Source organism: Corynebacterium sp. p3-SID1194 (assembly GCF_025144155.1).
Lineage (GTDB): Bacteria > Actinomycetota > Actinomycetes > Mycobacteriales > Mycobacteriaceae > Corynebacterium.
The window spans coordinates 1-17,119 of the sequence record NZ_JALXWY010000015.1; the positions used below are offsets into that span (position 1 = coordinate 1).

General features: G+C 62.6%; 16 protein-coding genes. 8 read left to right on the plus strand and 8 right to left on the minus strand.

Going from position 1 to position 17,119, the window contains the following annotated elements:
• The first annotated feature begins 407 nt into the window (after positions 1-407).
• Positions 408-938: a YafY family protein gene (locus M3G19_RS09265; protein WP_259902318.1), complete on the plus strand. Its 531-nt coding sequence runs from the start codon at positions 408-410 to the stop codon at positions 936-938.
• On the opposite strand, the gene M3G19_RS09270 is transcribed toward M3G19_RS09265, so the two are convergent.
• Positions 935-2,281 (minus strand): sodium/glutamate symporter, encoded by a 1,347-nt coding sequence (locus tag M3G19_RS09270; RefSeq protein WP_259902319.1) that lies wholly within the window; start codon positions 2,279-2,281, stop codon positions 935-937. The two genes, M3G19_RS09265 and M3G19_RS09270, sit on opposite strands and share 4 nt — an antisense overlap.
• A 73-nt stretch (positions 2,282-2,354) precedes the next feature.
• Here M3G19_RS09270 and M3G19_RS09275 point away from each other — a divergent pair, with 73 nt between their 5' ends.
• The gene (locus tag M3G19_RS09275; protein WP_259902320.1) at positions 2,355-3,125 is read left to right on the plus strand and encodes a hypothetical protein; all 771 of its coding nucleotides are present in this window, start codon (positions 2,355-2,357) and stop codon (positions 3,123-3,125) included.
• On the opposite strand, the gene M3G19_RS09280 is transcribed toward M3G19_RS09275, so the two are convergent.
• A complete protein-coding gene (locus tag M3G19_RS09280) occupies positions 3,122-3,901 on the minus strand; it encodes a nitrilase-related carbon-nitrogen hydrolase (protein ID WP_259902321.1) in 780 nt (259 codons plus the stop codon). The genes M3G19_RS09275 and M3G19_RS09280 overlap by 4 nt on opposite strands.
• A 92-nt stretch (positions 3,902-3,993) precedes the next feature.
• Here M3G19_RS09280 and M3G19_RS09285 point away from each other — a divergent pair, with 92 nt between their 5' ends.
• From M3G19_RS09285 to M3G19_RS09295, 3 genes are all read left to right on the plus strand, one after another.
• Positions 3,994-4,251 (plus strand): hypothetical protein, encoded by a 258-nt coding sequence (locus tag M3G19_RS09285; RefSeq protein ID WP_259902322.1) that lies wholly within the window; start codon positions 3,994-3,996, stop codon positions 4,249-4,251.
• The gene (locus M3G19_RS09290) at positions 4,251-5,426 is read left to right on the plus strand and encodes an alpha/beta hydrolase family protein (RefSeq protein ID WP_259902323.1); all 1,176 of its coding nucleotides are present in this window, start codon (positions 4,251-4,253) and stop codon (positions 5,424-5,426) included. Before M3G19_RS09285 ends, M3G19_RS09290 begins: the two co-directional genes overlap by 1 nt.
• 119 nt (positions 5,427-5,545) lie before the next feature.
• A complete protein-coding gene (locus M3G19_RS09295; protein WP_259902324.1) occupies positions 5,546-7,303 on the plus strand; it encodes a pyruvate dehydrogenase in 1,758 nt (585 codons plus the stop codon).
• Here M3G19_RS09295 and M3G19_RS09300 read toward each other — a convergent pair.
• The 6 genes from M3G19_RS09300 to M3G19_RS09325 all read right to left on the minus strand — a co-directional run bounded on the left by M3G19_RS09300 (position 7,300) and on the right by M3G19_RS09325 (position 13,782).
• Positions 7,300-7,878 carry a hypothetical protein gene (locus M3G19_RS09300; protein WP_259902325.1) on the minus strand — a complete coding sequence of 193 codons (579 nt, stop codon included), beginning with the start codon at positions 7,876-7,878 and terminating at the stop codon, positions 7,300-7,302. The genes M3G19_RS09295 and M3G19_RS09300 overlap by 4 nt on opposite strands.
• 92 nt (positions 7,879-7,970) lie before the next feature.
• A complete protein-coding gene (locus tag M3G19_RS09305) occupies positions 7,971-8,360 on the minus strand; it encodes a heat shock protein transcriptional repressor HspR (protein WP_259902326.1) in 390 nt (129 codons plus the stop codon).
• 15 nt (positions 8,361-8,375) lie between these two features.
• Positions 8,376-9,611: a molecular chaperone DnaJ gene (gene dnaJ, locus M3G19_RS09310; RefSeq protein ID WP_259902327.1), complete on the minus strand. Its 1,236-nt coding sequence runs from the start codon at positions 9,609-9,611 to the stop codon at positions 8,376-8,378.
• A 155-nt stretch (positions 9,612-9,766) separates the two neighbouring features.
• Positions 9,767-10,453 carry a nucleotide exchange factor GrpE gene (grpE, locus tag M3G19_RS09315; protein ID WP_259902328.1) on the minus strand — a complete coding sequence of 229 codons (687 nt, stop codon included), beginning with the start codon at positions 10,451-10,453 and terminating at the stop codon, positions 9,767-9,769.
• Between the two features lie 14 nt (positions 10,454-10,467).
• Positions 10,468-12,321 carry a molecular chaperone DnaK gene (gene dnaK, locus M3G19_RS09320; RefSeq protein ID WP_259902329.1) on the minus strand — a complete coding sequence of 618 codons (1,854 nt, stop codon included), beginning with the start codon at positions 12,319-12,321 and terminating at the stop codon, positions 10,468-10,470.
• 615 nt (positions 12,322-12,936) lie between these two features.
• Positions 12,937-13,782 (minus strand): hypothetical protein, encoded by an 846-nt coding sequence (locus M3G19_RS09325; protein ID WP_259902330.1) that lies wholly within the window; start codon positions 13,780-13,782, stop codon positions 12,937-12,939.
• 211 nt (positions 13,783-13,993) lie between these two features.
• Between M3G19_RS09325 and M3G19_RS09330 the strand changes: the two genes are divergently transcribed.
• The 3 genes from M3G19_RS09330 (at position 13,994) to M3G19_RS09340 (ending at position 17,115) form a co-directional block, all read left to right on the plus strand.
• Entirely contained in the window at positions 13,994-15,457 is a 1,464-nt protein-coding gene (locus M3G19_RS09330; protein WP_396121776.1) for an AI-2E family transporter, read from the plus strand.
• Between the two features lie 72 nt (positions 15,458-15,529).
• Positions 15,530-16,060: a type 1 glutamine amidotransferase domain-containing protein gene (locus M3G19_RS09335; RefSeq protein ID WP_259902331.1), complete on the plus strand. Its 531-nt coding sequence runs from the start codon at positions 15,530-15,532 to the stop codon at positions 16,058-16,060.
• Positions 16,057-17,115 (plus strand): biotin/lipoate A/B protein ligase family protein, encoded by a 1,059-nt coding sequence (locus tag M3G19_RS09340; protein ID WP_259902332.1) that lies wholly within the window; start codon positions 16,057-16,059, stop codon positions 17,113-17,115. Before M3G19_RS09335 ends, M3G19_RS09340 begins: the two co-directional genes overlap by 4 nt.
• Positions 17,116-17,119: the final 4 nt, after the last annotated feature.

The window sequence follows — 17,119 nt, forward strand, 5'->3', positions numbered from 1 at the left end:
TGTAGACGACATTGTCAACGCGGTACGTCGTGTTCGGCGCCGGCTCACGCAGGTCGTAGTTGAGCGCTGATCCCTCTTCGCGATTGACGTTAGCGTCAACGTGCGTGACGTTTCCGTCCGCATCCGTGTAGTAGTAACCACGCGACATGTCGCTCTTGGTACCGCCACCCTGTTGCACTTCATAGCGGGTGTTCGGTTCGAGCTTGGTGCCGTCTGGTGGGAACGTCTCGTCCTTACCGAGTTCGCGGTCGAATTTGACTTCCTTGTCGTGCTTCGGTGGTTTCCAGTACTCCGACTCCTTGAGCGGGAGCCCTGGAGCATCATCCGAGGAAGTACCCGATTCGCCCAGGTCGAGGTCGAACTCTTGCGGGAATCAGCACCAAAAAGCGACAAGGAGAAAAACCACCATGCACGACCAACTCATTCCGGAACTACCTCCCCATCCATCTGAGGCCGCGATCGAGGAAACGGAAAAATACCAGCGCAAAGAGAAAGTCGCTCATTTCTTACGCGGAGCGGAACTGATTCGGCTGTTGCAGATTGGGCGGCCGATGGAGGGAGGGGAGTTGGCGGGAAGGGTTGGCGTCGATAAGCGGACGCTGCGGAGGTATATCGCGCATTTGCGTGACCTCGGCTTCAACATCACCTCGAAGCCCGGCGCCAACGGCGGCTACACCATGGAGCATTGCGACACGGTTCCTCCGCTGACGTTCACGGACGACGAATTGGAGGTGGTCATGCTGGCGCTAAGCTCCACCGGCTACCCGGGAGACGAGCTCACGGAGCGTTCGGGACAGTTGACGCAGCGAATCACACGACTGCTGCCTCCGCATCAAAGCGCAACACTGTCATCTGCGGGAGACCAGCGCTTCTTTCAGCTGATGACGTTCTGGGGAGCGTACAACAGGGAGCAGAAAGCCGAAGCAACCGGCAGCTAGCTGCTCATGGCTCCGGCGGGTTTCTTGACGGGAACCCACTTGAGGGCGAAGCTCATCACCAGGATGCCGACGGCGACGACGGTGGCGACCCAGCCGAATGGGCCGGTGAAGGAGGCGAGGACGGCAATGGGCGCAAGGATGTTCATGCCGATCTCGAAGGGGCCGAAACCGACATACGCCACGCCGTATTCGTTGAGGGTGCCGGACTTGAGCTTGGGGTCGACCATCTTGAGCAGGGCGATACCGGTGGCGACGGCGGCGGTGGCCCAACCCCAGCCGAAGATACCGCGCTCAATCCACTGTTCACCGAAGTAAAGCGGCGCCATGACGAGCAGATAGAACAGACAGAAGATGGTGCCGAGAATGAAGAGCAAAACGAGCGCCTGCCAGTAGGCGGCCAGCGCGGCGGGAGCGATGGAGGCGATACCGAAGGCGATCATGTAGTCGGTCGCGGCACCGGAGATGGCGGAGACGGTGTCCTTATCCAGGTAGTTCGGCTTCTTGAATAGGCGCAGCAGTCCTCGGCCGATGAAGCCGATGACGAACGCCAGGGCGAACAGCGGGATGGAGACGTTCTCCCACTGACTGGAGATCAGGCCCTTCACCATGTAGGCGACGAGCACGGTGAAGACGACGAAGCCGCCGTTGAGCGCGAGAGGCTCAATCGACGACGGGTTGGTCGTAGCTTTACCGATGGAAGGACGCTCGGCCTCGTCCTCGATGTAGCCAGACCGCAGCTCCTTGGGCAGGTCACCCTGCAGCTCGGTGGCTTTACCTTTGCGGATGCCCCAGTTGGAGACGATGACGCCACCGATGATGGCCACGAGGGTACCCACGGTCGCGGCGGTGAAACCGAGCGAGGATGCGGCGGCGGCGCCGGCGGTGTCCTCGAGGGCGGAACCGAAAGCGGCGGCGGTACCGAAGCCACCGACGAAGCCGACGGGCAGCATCATGCCGAACCAGTCCTCGGTGCCGAATACCGGCTTGAACAGGTAGATCCCGGCAAGCACGAACAGGCCCCACTGGAACATGAACATCGTGGTGGAAAAGGCCCACATATTGCGCGCGCCCTTGGCCACGGACCCGCCGAGGTCCATGGAATACGCCATGGAGGCAAACACCACGGCGATGAGAATAGTGGTGTAGTCGCCGATCTCGTCGGAAAACGGCACTAAGGCCAGCACCTCCGGCCCGAGGATCAACCCGATGAGACCAGCGGTAATGGGTGCCGGCAGCAGGAGTTGCTGCAGCACCCGGACACGCTGGCGGAGAATGTTGCCGATGATGAGGAGGACGGAGATCCACCCAACGTCGACAAGCAAGTCATAGGATGTGAATTCCATGAGCCGAACCTTTCGCGTGGGGAGCTATCTCGGTTAGCTTAGCGTGCAGGCGCGACGCATTACCCTTTGAAGCATGGACGAGCTTGTGAGTTTTTCGGAGACCGAGCGCAGCGAGCTGGAGTTACAGCTTTCAAGGAGCACAGAGGAAGCAGGCACGCTTATCGACGCCCTGCTCAACCCCTCCCTGTCCTCCACCACGGCCTTAGACCGCCGCCGATTGGGCCTGCCGCCGGAGTCCTACGAGGAGCTGGTGAACCCGCTGGGTGAGGCGCTACTCAAGGCACTGTGGGACCGTCCGCACGACATCGAGCCGATCTGGGAGAAGATGACGCGCGAGCTCTACGCGATGGCGGATGCCGCACGCGAGGCCGACCTGCAGGGCATTCCCGCGGCGACAGCGGCACAGGTCATTGGGGTGGAGGAGCTGCGCGGGAACGGAACGGACATGCTCGCCATCTACCTGGAGGCGCCGATGCAGGTGGAATACCTTCCGGGCCAGTCGCTTCCGGTGCTGGTGCCCGGCGCGTACGGGGAGCGTGGCGAGTGGCACGACCTTGCACCGGCACTGCCGTCGAATCAGTTCGGTCAACTGGTGTTCTATGTGCCGGACTGGTGGCGGCGGCCGGCGATCGGCGAGTACTGGACGTGCGGGAACGCGCGGGGCGAGCAGATGGTGCTGCCCGGACACAGCGTCATCAATGCGACGGGAAGCCGGCTGGCGGAGGTGAGGGCGGCGGTGTTTGGGGGCGTCGATAAGCGAATTGAGCTTGTTATCGATGTCCGTGAACCTGCCCTGGAATCCTTGGCGGGCGCGGTGGATTGGCTGTCGTTGCGGCGCGTTTAAAGGATCGGGACGGCGGCGCGGCGTCGGCGTGCCTCGGCGGGGTCGATGTCGACGACGATGACCTCCTCGTCGAATCCGCCCTGCGCGAGGACGGTCCCGTTGGGCGCGACGGCGACGGAATGACCGACGCCGAGCGGGTCTGAATTATTTCGGGCCCCGGCGGAACCTTCCGGATTCGCCTGATCTGGAGCAATGATGAACACCCCTGCATCGAGCGCGCGGGCACGCGAAAGCGCGATCCATTCTTCGACCTTATTTTCACCTCCCGCCCAGCTCGTGGGCACGACGACGATCTCGGCGCCACGGCGCGCGAGCTGTTGGAAATGGTCGGGGAAGCGGATATCGAAGCAGATCGCGGCACCGACCGTCGCGCCCTCGTGGGTGAAGGTGACAAGCTCGGTTCCGGGCTCGACGTTGTCCGACTCGCGGTAGTTGGCGGTGTCGAATGGGTGGATCTTGTCGTAGCCTTCGTGCAGCTCAGGCCCCGTGATCAACGCGGTATTGCGCACGCGCCCGTCGCTTGTGGGCCGGAACATGCCCGCGACGATGGTGACGCCCAGCTCCTCCGCGAGTGTGCGCAGCCCGGTCGCGAATGCGCCGTCGAAATCCTCGGCCTGCTTGTGAAGCGGGCCGGATTCAAATGCTTGCGAAGACGCCTCGGGGCACACGATGAGCGTCGCTCCTTTATTCGCGGCGTCGCGGATACGTTCGCTCAGCGCGGCGAGGTTGTCGGCGACGCGGTCTGCGGCGGTGAATTGCACGAGTCCAATACGCATGGGAACCAAGGGTATGTGGATAAGTTTTCAAATTCCACAAGTTCATATGGCCGCCGTTGTGCATCGGTGCTGGTTGTCGTTGTGTTAAGGGCATGAACCACACAACGAATTTCGTTCAAGCACCAACCACCGACCTACCGACGCTGCCCACCTGGACCGACCCTGAGCTCACCGATTTAGCAACCCCTAGCCTGACCAGCGCCGCGCTCGCCGCCGCTCACAGCGCGTTAGCCGACGGCGTGGACGCCCGCACCGAGCGCGTACGTACCCACGTCGAGGATTTAGCCGCATTCGTCACCGCCATACGCGGGGTCGACGCCGATCACGCCTGCGCATTCAAGGCGGAATAATGCTGGTCACATCAGAACTTTCGGCCAGCGCAGACGCGTTACGGCGGGCAGCGGGAACCGTGCGCTCGCGTATCGACGACACCGCCGCCACCCGCACCTCCATCTCCAACGCCGGTCTCGCCGGCGAGGCAGCGGACGCGGGCTTGGACAAGCTCGCCGACCTCGGACGCGCGTTGAGCAATCCCGCCGAGACAATGGAGAAAATCGCGGAGATTCTCGAGGAAGCCGCTGTCGCCCAGCACATGGTCGACGTGAGCAAAGAGTCCCTGGCCGCAGCATTCGTGCCGGTGCATCTTCGCGTCGCCCACGAAAGCACGCTGGCCGCGTTGTCCGTATTGGAGCGCCTCCTCGACAAATCCTGCTCCGCCTCGATCTCCCAAGAATGCAAGCTCGAACACGAACAGGACTTAGACCGCCTCGTATTCCACCCGGACGAACCGTTATCCCAGATCAGCGCACGGCTTCTGGAAACCGCGCCTGCCTCAGTGCAAGACGTAGTCGCAGATGCCGACGGGATCGTTTTAGAGGGCGGGCCCGATGGGTACAGCGTCATGATCGGCGTGGAATACGACGAAAACGGCGAGCCGATCCCACCGCAGTCGGTGACCACGGTGGTCTCCGGCGTGGGTTCGGGCGAGCCCGAGAAATTCGCCCTGGCCATGGAAGAGGCCCAAGCCGTCGCGGAAGCCACCGGCGGTGCAGTGGTGGTCTGGCAAGGCTACTCCGCTCCCCCGACACTGATTGAAGGCATGTCGCGCATTCCCGCCAGCGCCGGCGCGGACGATCTGGCGGCGTTTCAGTACGCCATGGAGGAGCGTTTCCCGGACTCGCGGAAAGTCGTGGTGGGGCACTCCTACGGTTCGGTGGTGGCCGCCCGCGCCGCCGAAGAATACGGGTTGTTCGCCGACGAGCTCTATATCGTGGGCACGCCCGGCGTCAGTGCCTCCCACGTCGACGACCTCACCTTATTCACTGATGATCCGAAGGTCACCGTCGCGGATTCGCCGACCGACCCGATCCTTTTGCTGCGCTCCCCGTTCAGTGCCCTGCACGGCACCGACCCGGGCACCGCACGCTTCGGCGCCGAACGCGTACCCGGGATCCGCGGCGGCCACACCGACTACTACGAAGACGAAGCATTCCTGCGCGCGCTCGGGGAATCGGCGCGGGGATAACACGCGTTTCAGGACGCGAAGCCGGAGCATTCTACAGCACACAACAGCCGTCGGGGCGGAAAACGGAAAAAGCGTACACTAGGGTGCCGTAAATCTAAACGCATAATTGGAGGAATAAATTGGCTAAGGATTTCGCGCACCAAATCGTGGAGACGCTAGAGCGCAATGGCGTCAAGCGCATTTACGGCCTCGTCGGCGACTCCCTGAACCCGGTGTCCGACGCAGTGGCTGATTCGAATATCGAGTGGGTTCACGTCCGCAACGAGGAGGCCGCCGCCTTCGCCGCCGGCGCCGAGTCCCTCGTGACGGGTGAGCTCGCTGTCTGCGCCGCATCGTGCGGCCCGGGCAACACCCACTTGATTCAGGGTCTTTATGATTCGCACCGCAACGGCGGGAAGGTCCTGGCCATCGCCTCGCACATCCCGAGCCAGGAAATCGGCTCCAACTTCTTCCAGGAGACGCACCCGGAGAAAATCTTCGCAGAGTGCTCCGGCTACTGCGAGATGGCTAACTCGGCGGAGCAGGGTGCACGCATCCTGCACCACGCTATCCAGTCGACGATGGCGGGCAAGGGCGTGTCCGTCTTCGTCATGCCGGGCGATATTGCCAGCCAGGATGCCGCTGATGTGCCGCTGCTCGAGTCCACCATCGCGCGTGGCGACGACAAGCGCGTTTTCCCGGATGCCGGTGAGGCTGCTCGTCTGGTTCAGGCAATCAACGAGGCAGATACCGTCACGCTGTTCTGTGGCGTGGGTGCAGCGAATGCGCGCGAGGAAATCCTGCAGCTCGCTGAGAAGATCAAGTCCCCGATCGGCCACTCCTTCGGTGGCAAGATGCACATCCAGTACGACAACCCCTTCGACGTGGGCATGAACGGCCTGCTCGGCTACGGCGCCTGCTACGAGGCATCGCACGAGGCCGACCTGCTCATCTTGTTGGGCACGGACTTCCCGTACAACGATTGGCTGCCCACCGACAATGTCGCGCAGGTGGATATCAAGGGCGAGAACATCGGCCGCCGCGCCAAGGTCAAATACCCAGTCGTCGGCGACGTCAAGAGCGTCATCGAGAACATCCTTCCGCACGTCGACGAGAAGAAGGACCGCTCCTTCCTGGACAAGATGCTCAAGGAGCACGCGCACCTGCTCGAGACGGTGATCGAGAACTTCGGCACCAGGACGAAGACGAAGGCCACCCCGATCCACCCGGAGTACGCCGCAGAGCTTATCGACGAGCTGGCCGACGACGACGCCATCTTCACCGTCGACACTGGCATGTGCAATGTCTGGGCTGCCCGCTACATCACCCCGAACGGCAAGAAGGACGAGCTGGCCTCCTTCCGCCACGGCACCATGGCTAATGCCGTCCCGCAGGCAATCGGTGCGCAGGCGGCGGACCGTGACCGCCAGGTGATCACCTTCTCCGGCGACGGCGGCGTGTCCATGCTGCTCAGCGAGCTGATCACCGTGCAGCAGCACAACCTTCCGGTGAAGATGATGGTGTTCAACAACTCCAGCCTCGGCATGGTCAAGCTGGAGATGATGGTCGCCGGCCTGAAGGAATTCCAGACCGACCACGCCCAGGTGAACTACGCCAATATCGCCGAGGCAGTGGGCATCAAGTCCTTCCGCGTGGAAAAGCCGACGGATCTGGAGAAGACCATCAAGGAGGCCTTCGCCTACGACGGCCCCGTCTTGGTCGAGATGGTCACTGACCCGGACGCTCTGTCCCTGCCGCCGAACTTCGACTGGACCATGATCAAGGGCTTCACCGAGTCCGCGGTCAAGACGGTGCTCGACGGTGGCATCGGCAACATGGTCGAGCTGGCTCGCTCGAACCTCCGCAACATCAAGGGCGCCGCGGCGATCGAGTTCTAGCGTCGCGCGCCCGGGATCGTGCCAGCACGCCCGCTGGTATTGCCACCGTTGTTCCCGTCCTCCAGATCTTTACCCTTGCTCGTCGGCGTGAGCACGCTGCGGGCGAGGGTTTTCTGCTGCGCGGATGCCTTTGGGTCGGCGAGCACCTGGCTGAGCACCTCTTCGGCTTCAGCGGCAATGTAGTCGAGAACGGGCACGGTGAGGGTCTCGCTGTACTGCTGATCCCCCGACTCATTGATCACACGGAACGACACCGGCAGGGAGGAATCGCGGAAATCCGCGGGCAGGTTCACGGGGATGGAGACGGTGCGCTTGGGGGAGGCAGACGCGACATCGTCAAGCGGAATGCCTTTGACCGTGAATTTCTTGCGCCATGTCTTGCCGCCGGCGTAGCTGACTTCGAGCGTGAACGTGTGGTCCTCGCGACCGAGGTTACTGGTCTCCCCGGTCAGGACGTTATTGTCGCGGTAGGTGGCCACGCCGTTGACGTGGTCGCGGCTGTCCACGAGGCGGAAACCGGCCTTGCCGTCGTTCTCGTTGGCGGACAGTGCCTCGAGCTCGCGGATGGTTGGCACGTGCTCTGCATGCGGCATTCAATTCAAACGGTCGATATCCCACCGAGGGATTGTGCCAGAAGCCCACGCTGCGCGGGTTATTCGCTCCTGATTTAGCCTCGTTCGCGGCGCGCGGTGCGCGACCAGGTCACCACCGCCGTCGAACGCGGCACATGGACGAGCTCCCCGCCGCGCCGCGGTGCGCGAGCGACCCGTTCACGGAGCCGCGCATTCTCGTCCTCGAGGTCGTCGATGCGCTGGGTCAGCTCAATGATGGTCTTGATTCCGGCCAAATTCACGCCCTCTTCCTGCGAAAGGCGCTGAATCGTGCGCAACCGCGAGATATCGCGCTGCGAATAGCGGCGCCCGCCTCCCGACGTGCGCATCGGGCTGACCAAGCCCATCCGGTCGTACGTGCGCAGCGTCTGCGCGTGCATGCCGGTGAGCTCAGCGGCGACAGAGATGACGTAGTACTCGTCGATAGCGTCGTCTTTCTTATTCATCTACGCATCACCTCCCTACTGGGTGTTCCCGGAGCCGGCGCTGGACCCGGACCAGCCGGAGCGTGGGTTGAAACCGGAGTCCTTCTCCGCTTGGGCGTAGGTGCGCAACGCGCTCGTCGCCGTGGCGTCCAGGTTCTTCGGCACCTCCACCTCGACGGTGACCATGAGGTCGCCCGCGGTGCCCGACTTACGCGGCACACCGCGTCCCTTCACGCGCAAAGTCCGGCCGTTCGGCGTGCCCGCGGGGACCTTCACCTTCACCGGGTTGTCCAACGTCGGCACCGTGACAGCGCCGCCGAGGGCCAGTTCCGCGAAGCTCACCGGCACCGTCACTTCCAGGTCATCGCCGTTGCGGGTGAACACCTTGTCGGGCGTCACCGTCACATTCACGAACAGATCGCCCGCCGGCGTGCCGTTCGGGCCCGCCTCACCCTGGCCGGCCAGGCGCACCTTCTGCCCGTCAATCACGCCGGCGGGAATCCGCACAGTGATCGACCGGGTGCGCCGGACCGTGCCGCTGCCCGAGCAGGTCTGGCACGGATCCTCAATGATCTGGCCGGTGCCGCCGCAGCGTGTGCACGGCCGGGACATTCCGAACGCGCCCTTCTGCTCGCTGACAAAGCCGGAGCCACCGCAATCCGGGCACGTCGTGGTCTTGCCCGTCGCCGAACCAGAGCCGTGGCAATCGGTGCACGGCGCCTCGCCGGTCAGCTCGACCGGGATCGTCGTGCCCTTGACCGCTTCACGGAAGTCGAGCGTTATTTGCGTTTCGACGTCGGCCCCCCGCGTCGGCCGAGCACCCCTGCTAGTGCCGCCGCCGCGGTTAAAGAGGCCACCGAAGATGTCACCAAGACCGCCTTCCGCAGAAAATCCTCCGCCTTGTCCAAACGACTGCCCGAATCCTGCGTCGCTGAATCCGCCGGTCCCGAAGTCCGACGTGGTCGTCGTCGTGCGAAACCCGCCCGGAAACCCGGAACCTCCTTTCCCCCCGAAGCGCATGAAGCCTCCGGAGCTCATCATCGATTTGAATTCGTCGTATTCCTTGCGCTTCGTCTCGTCGCCGAGGACGTCGTACGCCTCCGCCACCTTCTTGAAACGCTCTTCGGCCTGCTTGTCGCCCGGGTGCGAGTCCGGGTGATTCTCGCGCGCCAGCTTGCGGTACGCCTTCTTGATCTCAGCCGCGCTTGCCGACGACGACAGCCCCAGGTCGCCGTAATAGTCCTTATTCGCCCATTCCTGCTGCATAGCCATGTGCGCCTCCTCCTTCCATTCCTATTCTGTTATGTTCTGCGTCTATTTTCACTGCTAAAAACGTTTATCTATGTAAAACGCGGCCGAGGCGGGAATCGTCGACGTCGCTGATGTCTAAGCTTCCCTCCCCGGCCGCGGTAATGCGCCACTGAGATTTACTCAGCGCTACCTTCCGGTGCGTCCCCGCCATCTTCCGGGTCCGCGATGATCACCATCGCATTGCGAATCAGACGGTCACCGACGCGGTAGCCCTTCCGCAGGACAGTGCCGATCACCTTCTCGTCGCCCTGCGACAGGTCCTGCACCGCCTCGTGGATCTCCGGGTCGAAGGCCTCACCCTCCTCGCCGAAGGCCTGCGTCTTCTGACGCTGCAAGACTGCCTGCAGGTTGTCGGAAAACGCTTTCAGCGGGCCGTCGGCCAGGTCGCCGTGCTGGCGAGCGAGCTCCAAGTCGTCGATAAGCGGGAGCAGCTCCGTGATCACCTTGGCCTTGGCATCATTGGCGATCTGCGTGCGCTCGCGCTCCGTGCGACGACGGTAATTCGCGTACTCGGCCGAGACGCGCTGGAGGTCCTCCATGCGCTCAGCTAGCTGAAGCTCCACATCGGAGACCGCCCCGTTGCCATCGGCGTCCGGATTGACCTCGCGCTCCACGTCATCCAACGCGTCAGCGAGCTCAGCGTCGAGCACCTCTTCGTTAGACAACGGGTCATCCCCAGCCAGCGCCTCAGATTCCGCGGCCTCCTGGGCCAAGGTCTCCGACTGGTCCGGGCTGATGTACTCGTCGTCCGTGGCCTCGGGCGCGCCCGGGTTATCGGGCATTTGCTCGTTCGGGTTGGTCATCGGTGTGCCGCTCCTTACTTGTTGTCGGAGTCGTTGGAGTCGTTCTCGTCTTCCTCGACGACCTCTGCGTCCACGACATTGTCATCAGCCTCAGCCGTTGTGTCTGCCTGCGTTGCGCCGGCGTTCGCATCAGCCTCGTAGATGGCCTTGCCCATCTCCTGCGACTCGGTGGTCAGCTTCTCGACGGCAGCCTTGATCGCATCAAGATCGTCGCCCTTCAGAGCCTCATCGACCTCGTCGGCAGCAGCGGTCACCTTGGTCTTGATGTCCTCGGAGACCTTGTCGGAGTTCTCGTCTAGGAACTTGCGGGTCTGGTATGCCATGGACTCCGCATTGTTGCGGGTCTCCTGCTCCTCGCGGCGAGCCTTGTCCTCGTCAGCGTGAGCCTCGGCATCCTTGACCATGCGGTCGATCTCCTCCTGGGAGAGGCCGGAGCCCTCCTGGATCTTGATCGTGTTCTCCTTGCCGGTGCCCTTATCCTTTGCGGTCACGTGAACGATGCCGTTGGCGTCGATGTCGAAGGTGACCTCGATCTGCGGGACACCGCGCGGTGCCGGAGCGATACCGCCGAGCTCGAAGGAGCCAAGCAGCTTATTCGCCGTTGCCATCTCGCGCTCGCCCTGGAAGACCTGGATCTGCACGCTCGGCTGGTTGTCCTCAGCCGTGGTGAAGGTCTCCGAACGTTTCGTCGGGATCGTGGTGTTGCGCTCGATCAGCTTGGTCATCACACCACCCTTGGTCTCAATACCCAGGGACAGCGGGGTGACGTCGAGCAGCAGGACGTCCTTGACATCGCCGCGCAGAACACCAGCCTGCAGAGCAGCACCCAGAGCCACGACCTCGTCCGGGTTCACGGACTTGTTCGGGTCCTTGCCGGTGAGCTCCTTCACCAGGTCGGAGACAGCCGGCATACGGGTGGAACCACCGACGAGCACAACCTGGTCGATATCGCCGACGGACATGCCGGCATCCTTGATGACCTGGTTGAACGGCTCCTTGGTGCGGTCCAGCAGATCAGAGGTGATCTTCTGGAACTCGGTGCGGGTCAGGTTTTCGTCCAAGAACAGCGGGTTCTTCTCGGAGTCCACCGTGATGTACGGCAGGTTGATGGACGCCTGCTGTGCGGACGACAGCTCGATCTTGGCCTTCTCCGCGGACTCACGCAGACGCTGGAGCGCCATCTTGTCCTTGGTCAGGTCGATGCCGTGCTGGGACTTGAACTTGTCTGCCAGCCAATCGACGATGCGCTGATCCCAGTCGTCGCCGCCCAGCTCGTTGTCACCGGCGGTGGCCAGCACCTCGACGACACCGTCGCCGATCTCGAGCAGGGACACATCGAAGGTGCCGCCACCCAAGTCGAAGACGAGAATGGTCTGCTCCTTATCGGCCTTCTCCAGACCGTAAGCCAGTGCAGCCGCCGTCGGCTCGTTGACGATACGCAGGACGTTCAGACCTGCGATCTGGCCAGCCTCCTTCGTGGCCTGGCGCTGTGCGTCCTCGAAGTACGCCGGAACAGTAATGACTGCATCGGTAACCTCATCGCCGAGGTACGCCTCCGCATCGCGCTTCAGCTTCATCAGCGTGCGCGCGGAAATCTCCTGCGGGGTGTACTTCTTATCGTCGACATCGACATTCCAGTCGTTGTCGCCCATGTGGCGCTTGACGGAGCGGATCGTGCGGTCGACGTTGGTCACCGCCTGGTTCTTAGCGGACTGGCCGACCAGGATCTCACCGTTCTTGGCGAAAGCCACGATCGACGGCGTGGTGCGTGCACCCTCCGCGTTAGCAATGACTACCGGCTCGCCGCCCTCGAGCACGGAAACAACAGAGTTCGTGGTGCCAAGGTCAATACCTACTGCGCGTCCCATTGTGTGAATGTCCTCCTGAGAATTCGGTTTATCGAGTGTTTTCACTTTGTTGAGTCGAGCCCGTTTCGCAGGTTGACTGCCATTCGCTCAACTTCTGGTAGCAACTGTACCACCGACGGGCGACACACTGTCACAAGGTTGAGCTTGACTCACTCAATCTTTACAACTCACGCACACTCAAAGTTGTTCCAACTTCACTCAACTTTCTTTACTTCTGCTGGTGGATGACCCTTCGTCGGACCTGCTTCTCGTTGTTAACCCCAAATGTGAGTTACCCCAGGACAGTATTAAGGCGCCAAAAACGCCGACCTGGGGAAGCTAAGTTTTGGGGTTCACATCCTGCCCGGGGCTCACCCCAAGCACATCGAAACAGCCAAAACCCGGGACGAGGCTTCCGCGATGCGGAGCCCGGAACCGGGGTGAAGCAGAATCAGCTGATTATTTAGCGAAGTACTGGTCCACGATCGGACGCAGCGAGAAGCCAAGGAAACCGGTCAGCAGGAGAAGGCCAGCGAAGGCTGAGCCAATGGTGATGCCCAGACCTTTCAGGGACATGGAGGAACCCGCCGGAACGGAGCTGGACTCCCCCGATGGCAGCCCCACCCCGGGCACGAACTAGCGGATCACGCCGGCGTTCTTCCAGAAGTTAGTGAAGAAGTCGTTGACCAGGGGGCCGACAGCAACGGCGATCAGGCCGAGCAAAGCCAGGCCGCCAAGCACACCGCCGGCGACGACACCGACGAACTGGTCGGTATCCAGGCTGGAACCTTCCTTGATCTTGCCGGTCGAAGACTGCCTCTTCTCGCAGGACTCGAGGGCCTTTTCGTAGCTCTTGATGGTCGGTTGAATGCGGGGACCGAGCTTGTTCAGGGCCTCACCAGCCATGTCAGCTGCGTCGCTGATCTTGAGGCTGCCGCTGATGATGCCCCACAGACCTGGCGCGACAAGGTCACCAGTCTTGACCGCACCAGCTCCCTTCATCTCGCCGGCTTCCGCAGGAGTGATCTTCAGGGTCCGACCCTCGAGAATCGGCTTGCGCGACTGGCGCAGGTAGGTGCCGGCCATGTGGTACGGGCCAGAGTTCTTGCTGATATCCAACGTCGCGAGCTTGCGCTGCGCATCACCGACGTCTTTTCCGTTGTACTTCGTGCCCAGGTGCCAGGCCAGCGGGTCCTTGTCCGGGTTTTCCTTCGCCCACGGGTACCAGACATCCGCGGAAGCACGGTCCTTCAGACGGTCGGCAGAAAGGTCCGCCATTGTTTCAAAAAGCAGCTGGTATGCACCGTTGATGTTCTCCTGCTCCTTGGCAGTGAATTCAATTGTGCACATCCCTTCGCTGTTCCCGGCTTCCTCGTGGCTCTGGTAGGTGTTCTCCCACGCATTCGCGGGAACGGCGACGCTCGCGCTGACCGCGGCGGTGAGGGCAACAGTGACAGTGGCACGACGCAGGAAACGAGACATGGCGGACAGTTCCTTTCGGTAGCAAACCTTTATTTGAAAAGCATGCTACGCAACGGCCATTGTTTTTTCAGGGAAATCAAAAATTTCTGCCCAGAATCTTCAACCTGTCCTCCCGCAGCCGCACTCCGCGCAGCCCACACTCCCCGCGGAACCGCATAATGGCTGCATAACAGTGTTGTGTTTCGCGCCATCTCTGGCAGAATGCTTGTTCGTGACTGAACATAAATCAGCGTGCAACGCGCAGACAGACGGGACGAGCGACTTCGCCACCACCCTCCTCGATTCAGTGGAGACGCCCGCGACGGAGCCGACGACAGCGCAAGTAGCGCAGGAGCTTTCCGACGAGCCCATCGACCGCGGCCGCGTCCTAGCCTCCGACGGGCGAGCTGCAGCCGCCTGGGCGCTGCGCTTCATCGTGGTCGTCATCGCCACGGCGATCCTGTTCAAGCTGATCGGCTCAGTCTGGGTGGGTGTCCTGCCGACCCTGCTGGCGCTGATCTTCTGCACTGTCCTGTGGCCGCCGGTGCGTTGGCTACGCAACCACAAAGTGCCTTCGGCACTGGCGGTCTTTTTGGTGCTATTCGGCTTCTTCGGCATCATCGGCGGCATCTTCGCCGCGATGGCCCCGACCATCAAGACCCAGTCGGTGGAGCTCTACCACCAGGCTGAGCAGGGCATCAGGCAGATCTTGGATTGGTTGGAAAATTCCGCGCCGTTCGACGTGGACACCAGCCAGATCGAGCAGGCCATCAACCAGGCGGGCGAATTCGTCCGCGGCCAGGCCTCAAATATCGCTTCTGGTGTGGTGACGGGCATCGGCGCGGCGGCGTCGATCGGTACGACACTCGCCCTGATGCTCGTGCTGTCCTTCTTCTTCCTCAAGGACGGCGACAGCTTCCTGCCATGGCTGCGCAAGTACACCGGCGTGAAGGTCGGCTGGCATCTGACTGAGGTGCTCATGCGCTCCTGGAACACCCTGGCAGGCTTCATCCGCACGCAGGCGATCGTGTCCCTGGTGGACGCCGTCTTCATCGGAATCGGCCTGCTCATTCTCGGTGTGCCGCTCGCACCGGTGCTGGCTGTGATCACGTTCTTCGGTGGCTTCATTCCGATTATCGGTGCGTTCACCGCTGGTGCCCTCGCCGTGATCATCGCGCTGGTGTCCGGCGGCGTGACCAAGGCGCTACTGGTACTTGGCCTGGTCATTCTGGTCCAGCAGGTCGAGGGCAATGTTCTCCAGCCGATCCTGCAGTCCCGTTCGATGGGTCTGCACGCCGCGATCGTCCTGCTCGCCGTCGCAGTGGGCGGCACCCTGTTCGGCATTGTCGGTGCTTTCCTCGCGGTTCCGGTCGCTGCGGTCGCTGCTGTGTGGCTGCGCTACTGGGCAGAGATGGTCTCCCTGCGCACCGGCGAGATCACGGCCGACGATATTCAGATCGCCACGCAGCAGAGTCAGACTTTGGATTCACGCGAGGCGTACCTCGCCGTGCGCGACCGCATGCGCTCCCTCGGTCGCCGCAAGGGCCAGGACCAGCTCGACGAGGAAGCCGGCAAGCTCGGCTCCACGAAGGTCCCGCACTTCACGCGCGTAGGCGAGGACAGCCAGGAGGACACGTCCGCACCGGGCGAGTCCCGCGCTATCGACGAGGAAGACCTCGAGAAGAAGCAGGACTGACCCACCAGGACTAGTCAGCCCTGAGCGAACGCCAGCCCACCGGCTGGCGTTTTTTCTTTACCCTGGGGCGTCATGAGCAACCAAGCACTTGAGAACAAGAAGATCGCGATCCTGGCCACCGACGGTTTCGAGGATTCTGAGCTGACGAGCCCGCGCGACGCCGTCGCCGAGGCAGGCGCCACCACCGTCGTCATCTCCACTGAAAGCGGTGACATCGAGGGCAAGAAGGGCGAGAAGGTCGCCGTCGACCAGACGACGACGGAGGCCAACGCCGCAGATTTCGATGCTCTGATTCTCCCCGGCGGCACCAGCAACGCCGATCACATCCGCACCGACGAGGCGGCAGTCGCGTTCGTGCGCGAGCTCACCCAGGCAGGCAAGCCGGTCGGCGTGATCTGCCACGGTGGCTGGATCCTCACCGACGCAGATGCCCTCAAAGGTGTCACCATGACGTCCTACCCCTCCCTCAAGACTGACCTGTCCAATGCGGGTGCGACGTGGGTGGACGAAGAGGTGCGCGTCGATAAGCGAATTGTTTCTTCGCGCACCCCGGACGACCTGCCGGCATTCAACGCCGCGATCGTCGAGGAGTTCGCGAAGTGAAGCACCACTTTGAAGTAAAGGTCTCGGGCGGCAAGCTCGTCGTCGCGGACATCACCGACGACGGTGCGACGATCACCGACGCCAAGATTTCGGGCGATTTCTTCCTCGAGCCGGAGGAGGCGTACGACGCGATCAACGGCGCACTCGTCGGCGCGTCCGTCACGGAATCAGCCGACGACCTGCAGAAGCGTATCGACGACGCGTTAGCACCCCTCCCCGATGTCTCCCTCCACGGATTCTCCACCCGGGATGTCGCTATCACCTCGCGGCGCGCGCTTCTCGACGCCAAAGACCTCACCGACTACGACTGGACCGTCATCCACTCCCCCGTCGTGCCGACCCCGGTGAACGTCGCCTTGGACCAGTACCTCCTCGACGAAGTCGCCGCCGGCCGCAAGGGCCCGATCCTGCGCTTCTGGGAGTGGGAGGACAAAGCCGTCGTCTTTGGCTCTTACCAGTCCTTCCAGAATGAGCTGGACCCGGAGGGCATTGAGAAGCACGGCATCGTGCCCGTGCGCCGCATCTCCGGCGGCGGCGCGATGTTCATGGAGGGCGGCAACTGCGTCACGTACTCCATGTACCTGCCCGACGACGTCGTCGCCGGCCTGAGCTACGTGGACAGCTACCAGTACCTGGACACCTGGGTGCTCGCCGGCCTGCAGTCGCTCGGCGTGAATGCCTGGTACGTGCCCATCAACGACATCACCTCCGACGGCGGCAAGATCGGCGGTGCCGCCCAGAAGCGTGTCCAGGGCGCGATCCTGCACCACACGACCATGAGCTACGACATCAACGCCGACAAGATGATGGAAGTCCTACGCGTGGGCAAGGTGAAGCTCGCCGACAAGGGCGTGCGCTCTGCCAAGAAGCGCGTCGACCCGCTCCGCCGCCAGACCGGCGTATCACGCCAGGAAGTCATCGAGGCGCTGATGAACACCTTCGTCTCCCGCTACCCGGCCGAGATCGGTGAGCTGTCCGACGCGGACATCACCGCCGCCGAGAAGCTTGTCGACGAGAAATTCAGCACCGACGCCTGGACCCACCGCGTGCCGTAGCCAG

Bases quoted from the DNA above. Each gene is read 5' to 3' on its own strand.
- M3G19_RS09265 (WP_259902318.1), top strand. From the start codon at position 408: ATGCACGACCAACTCATTCCGGAACTACCTCCCCATCCATCTGAGGCC.
- M3G19_RS09270 (WP_259902319.1), bottom strand. From the start codon at position 2,281: ATGGAATTCACATCCTATGACTTGCTTGTCGACGTTGGGTGGATCTCC.
- M3G19_RS09275 (WP_259902320.1), top strand. From the start codon at position 2,355: ATGGACGAGCTTGTGAGTTTTTCGGAGACCGAGCGCAGCGAGCTGGAG.
- M3G19_RS09280 (WP_259902321.1), bottom strand. From the start codon at position 3,901: ATGCGTATTGGACTCGTGCAATTCACCGCCGCAGACCGCGTCGCCGAC.
- M3G19_RS09285 (WP_259902322.1), top strand. From the start codon at position 3,994: ATGAACCACACAACGAATTTCGTTCAAGCACCAACCACCGACCTACCG.
- M3G19_RS09290 (WP_259902323.1), top strand. From the start codon at position 4,251: ATGCTGGTCACATCAGAACTTTCGGCCAGCGCAGACGCGTTACGGCGG.
- M3G19_RS09305 (WP_259902326.1), bottom strand. From the start codon at position 8,360: ATGAATAAGAAAGACGACGCTATCGACGAGTACTACGTCATCTCTGTC.
- dnaJ (WP_259902327.1), bottom strand. From the start codon at position 9,611: ATGGCTATGCAGCAGGAATGGGCGAATAAGGACTATTACGGCGACCTG.
- grpE (WP_259902328.1), bottom strand. From the start codon at position 10,453: ATGACCAACCCGAACGAGCAAATGCCCGATAACCCGGGCGCGCCCGAG.
- dnaK (WP_259902329.1), bottom strand. From the start codon at position 12,321: ATGGGACGCGCAGTAGGTATTGACCTTGGCACCACGAACTCTGTTGTT.
- M3G19_RS09325 (WP_259902330.1), bottom strand. From the start codon at position 13,782: ATGTCTCGTTTCCTGCGTCGTGCCACTGTCACTGTTGCCCTCACCGCC.
- M3G19_RS09335 (WP_259902331.1), top strand. From the start codon at position 15,530: ATGAGCAACCAAGCACTTGAGAACAAGAAGATCGCGATCCTGGCCACC.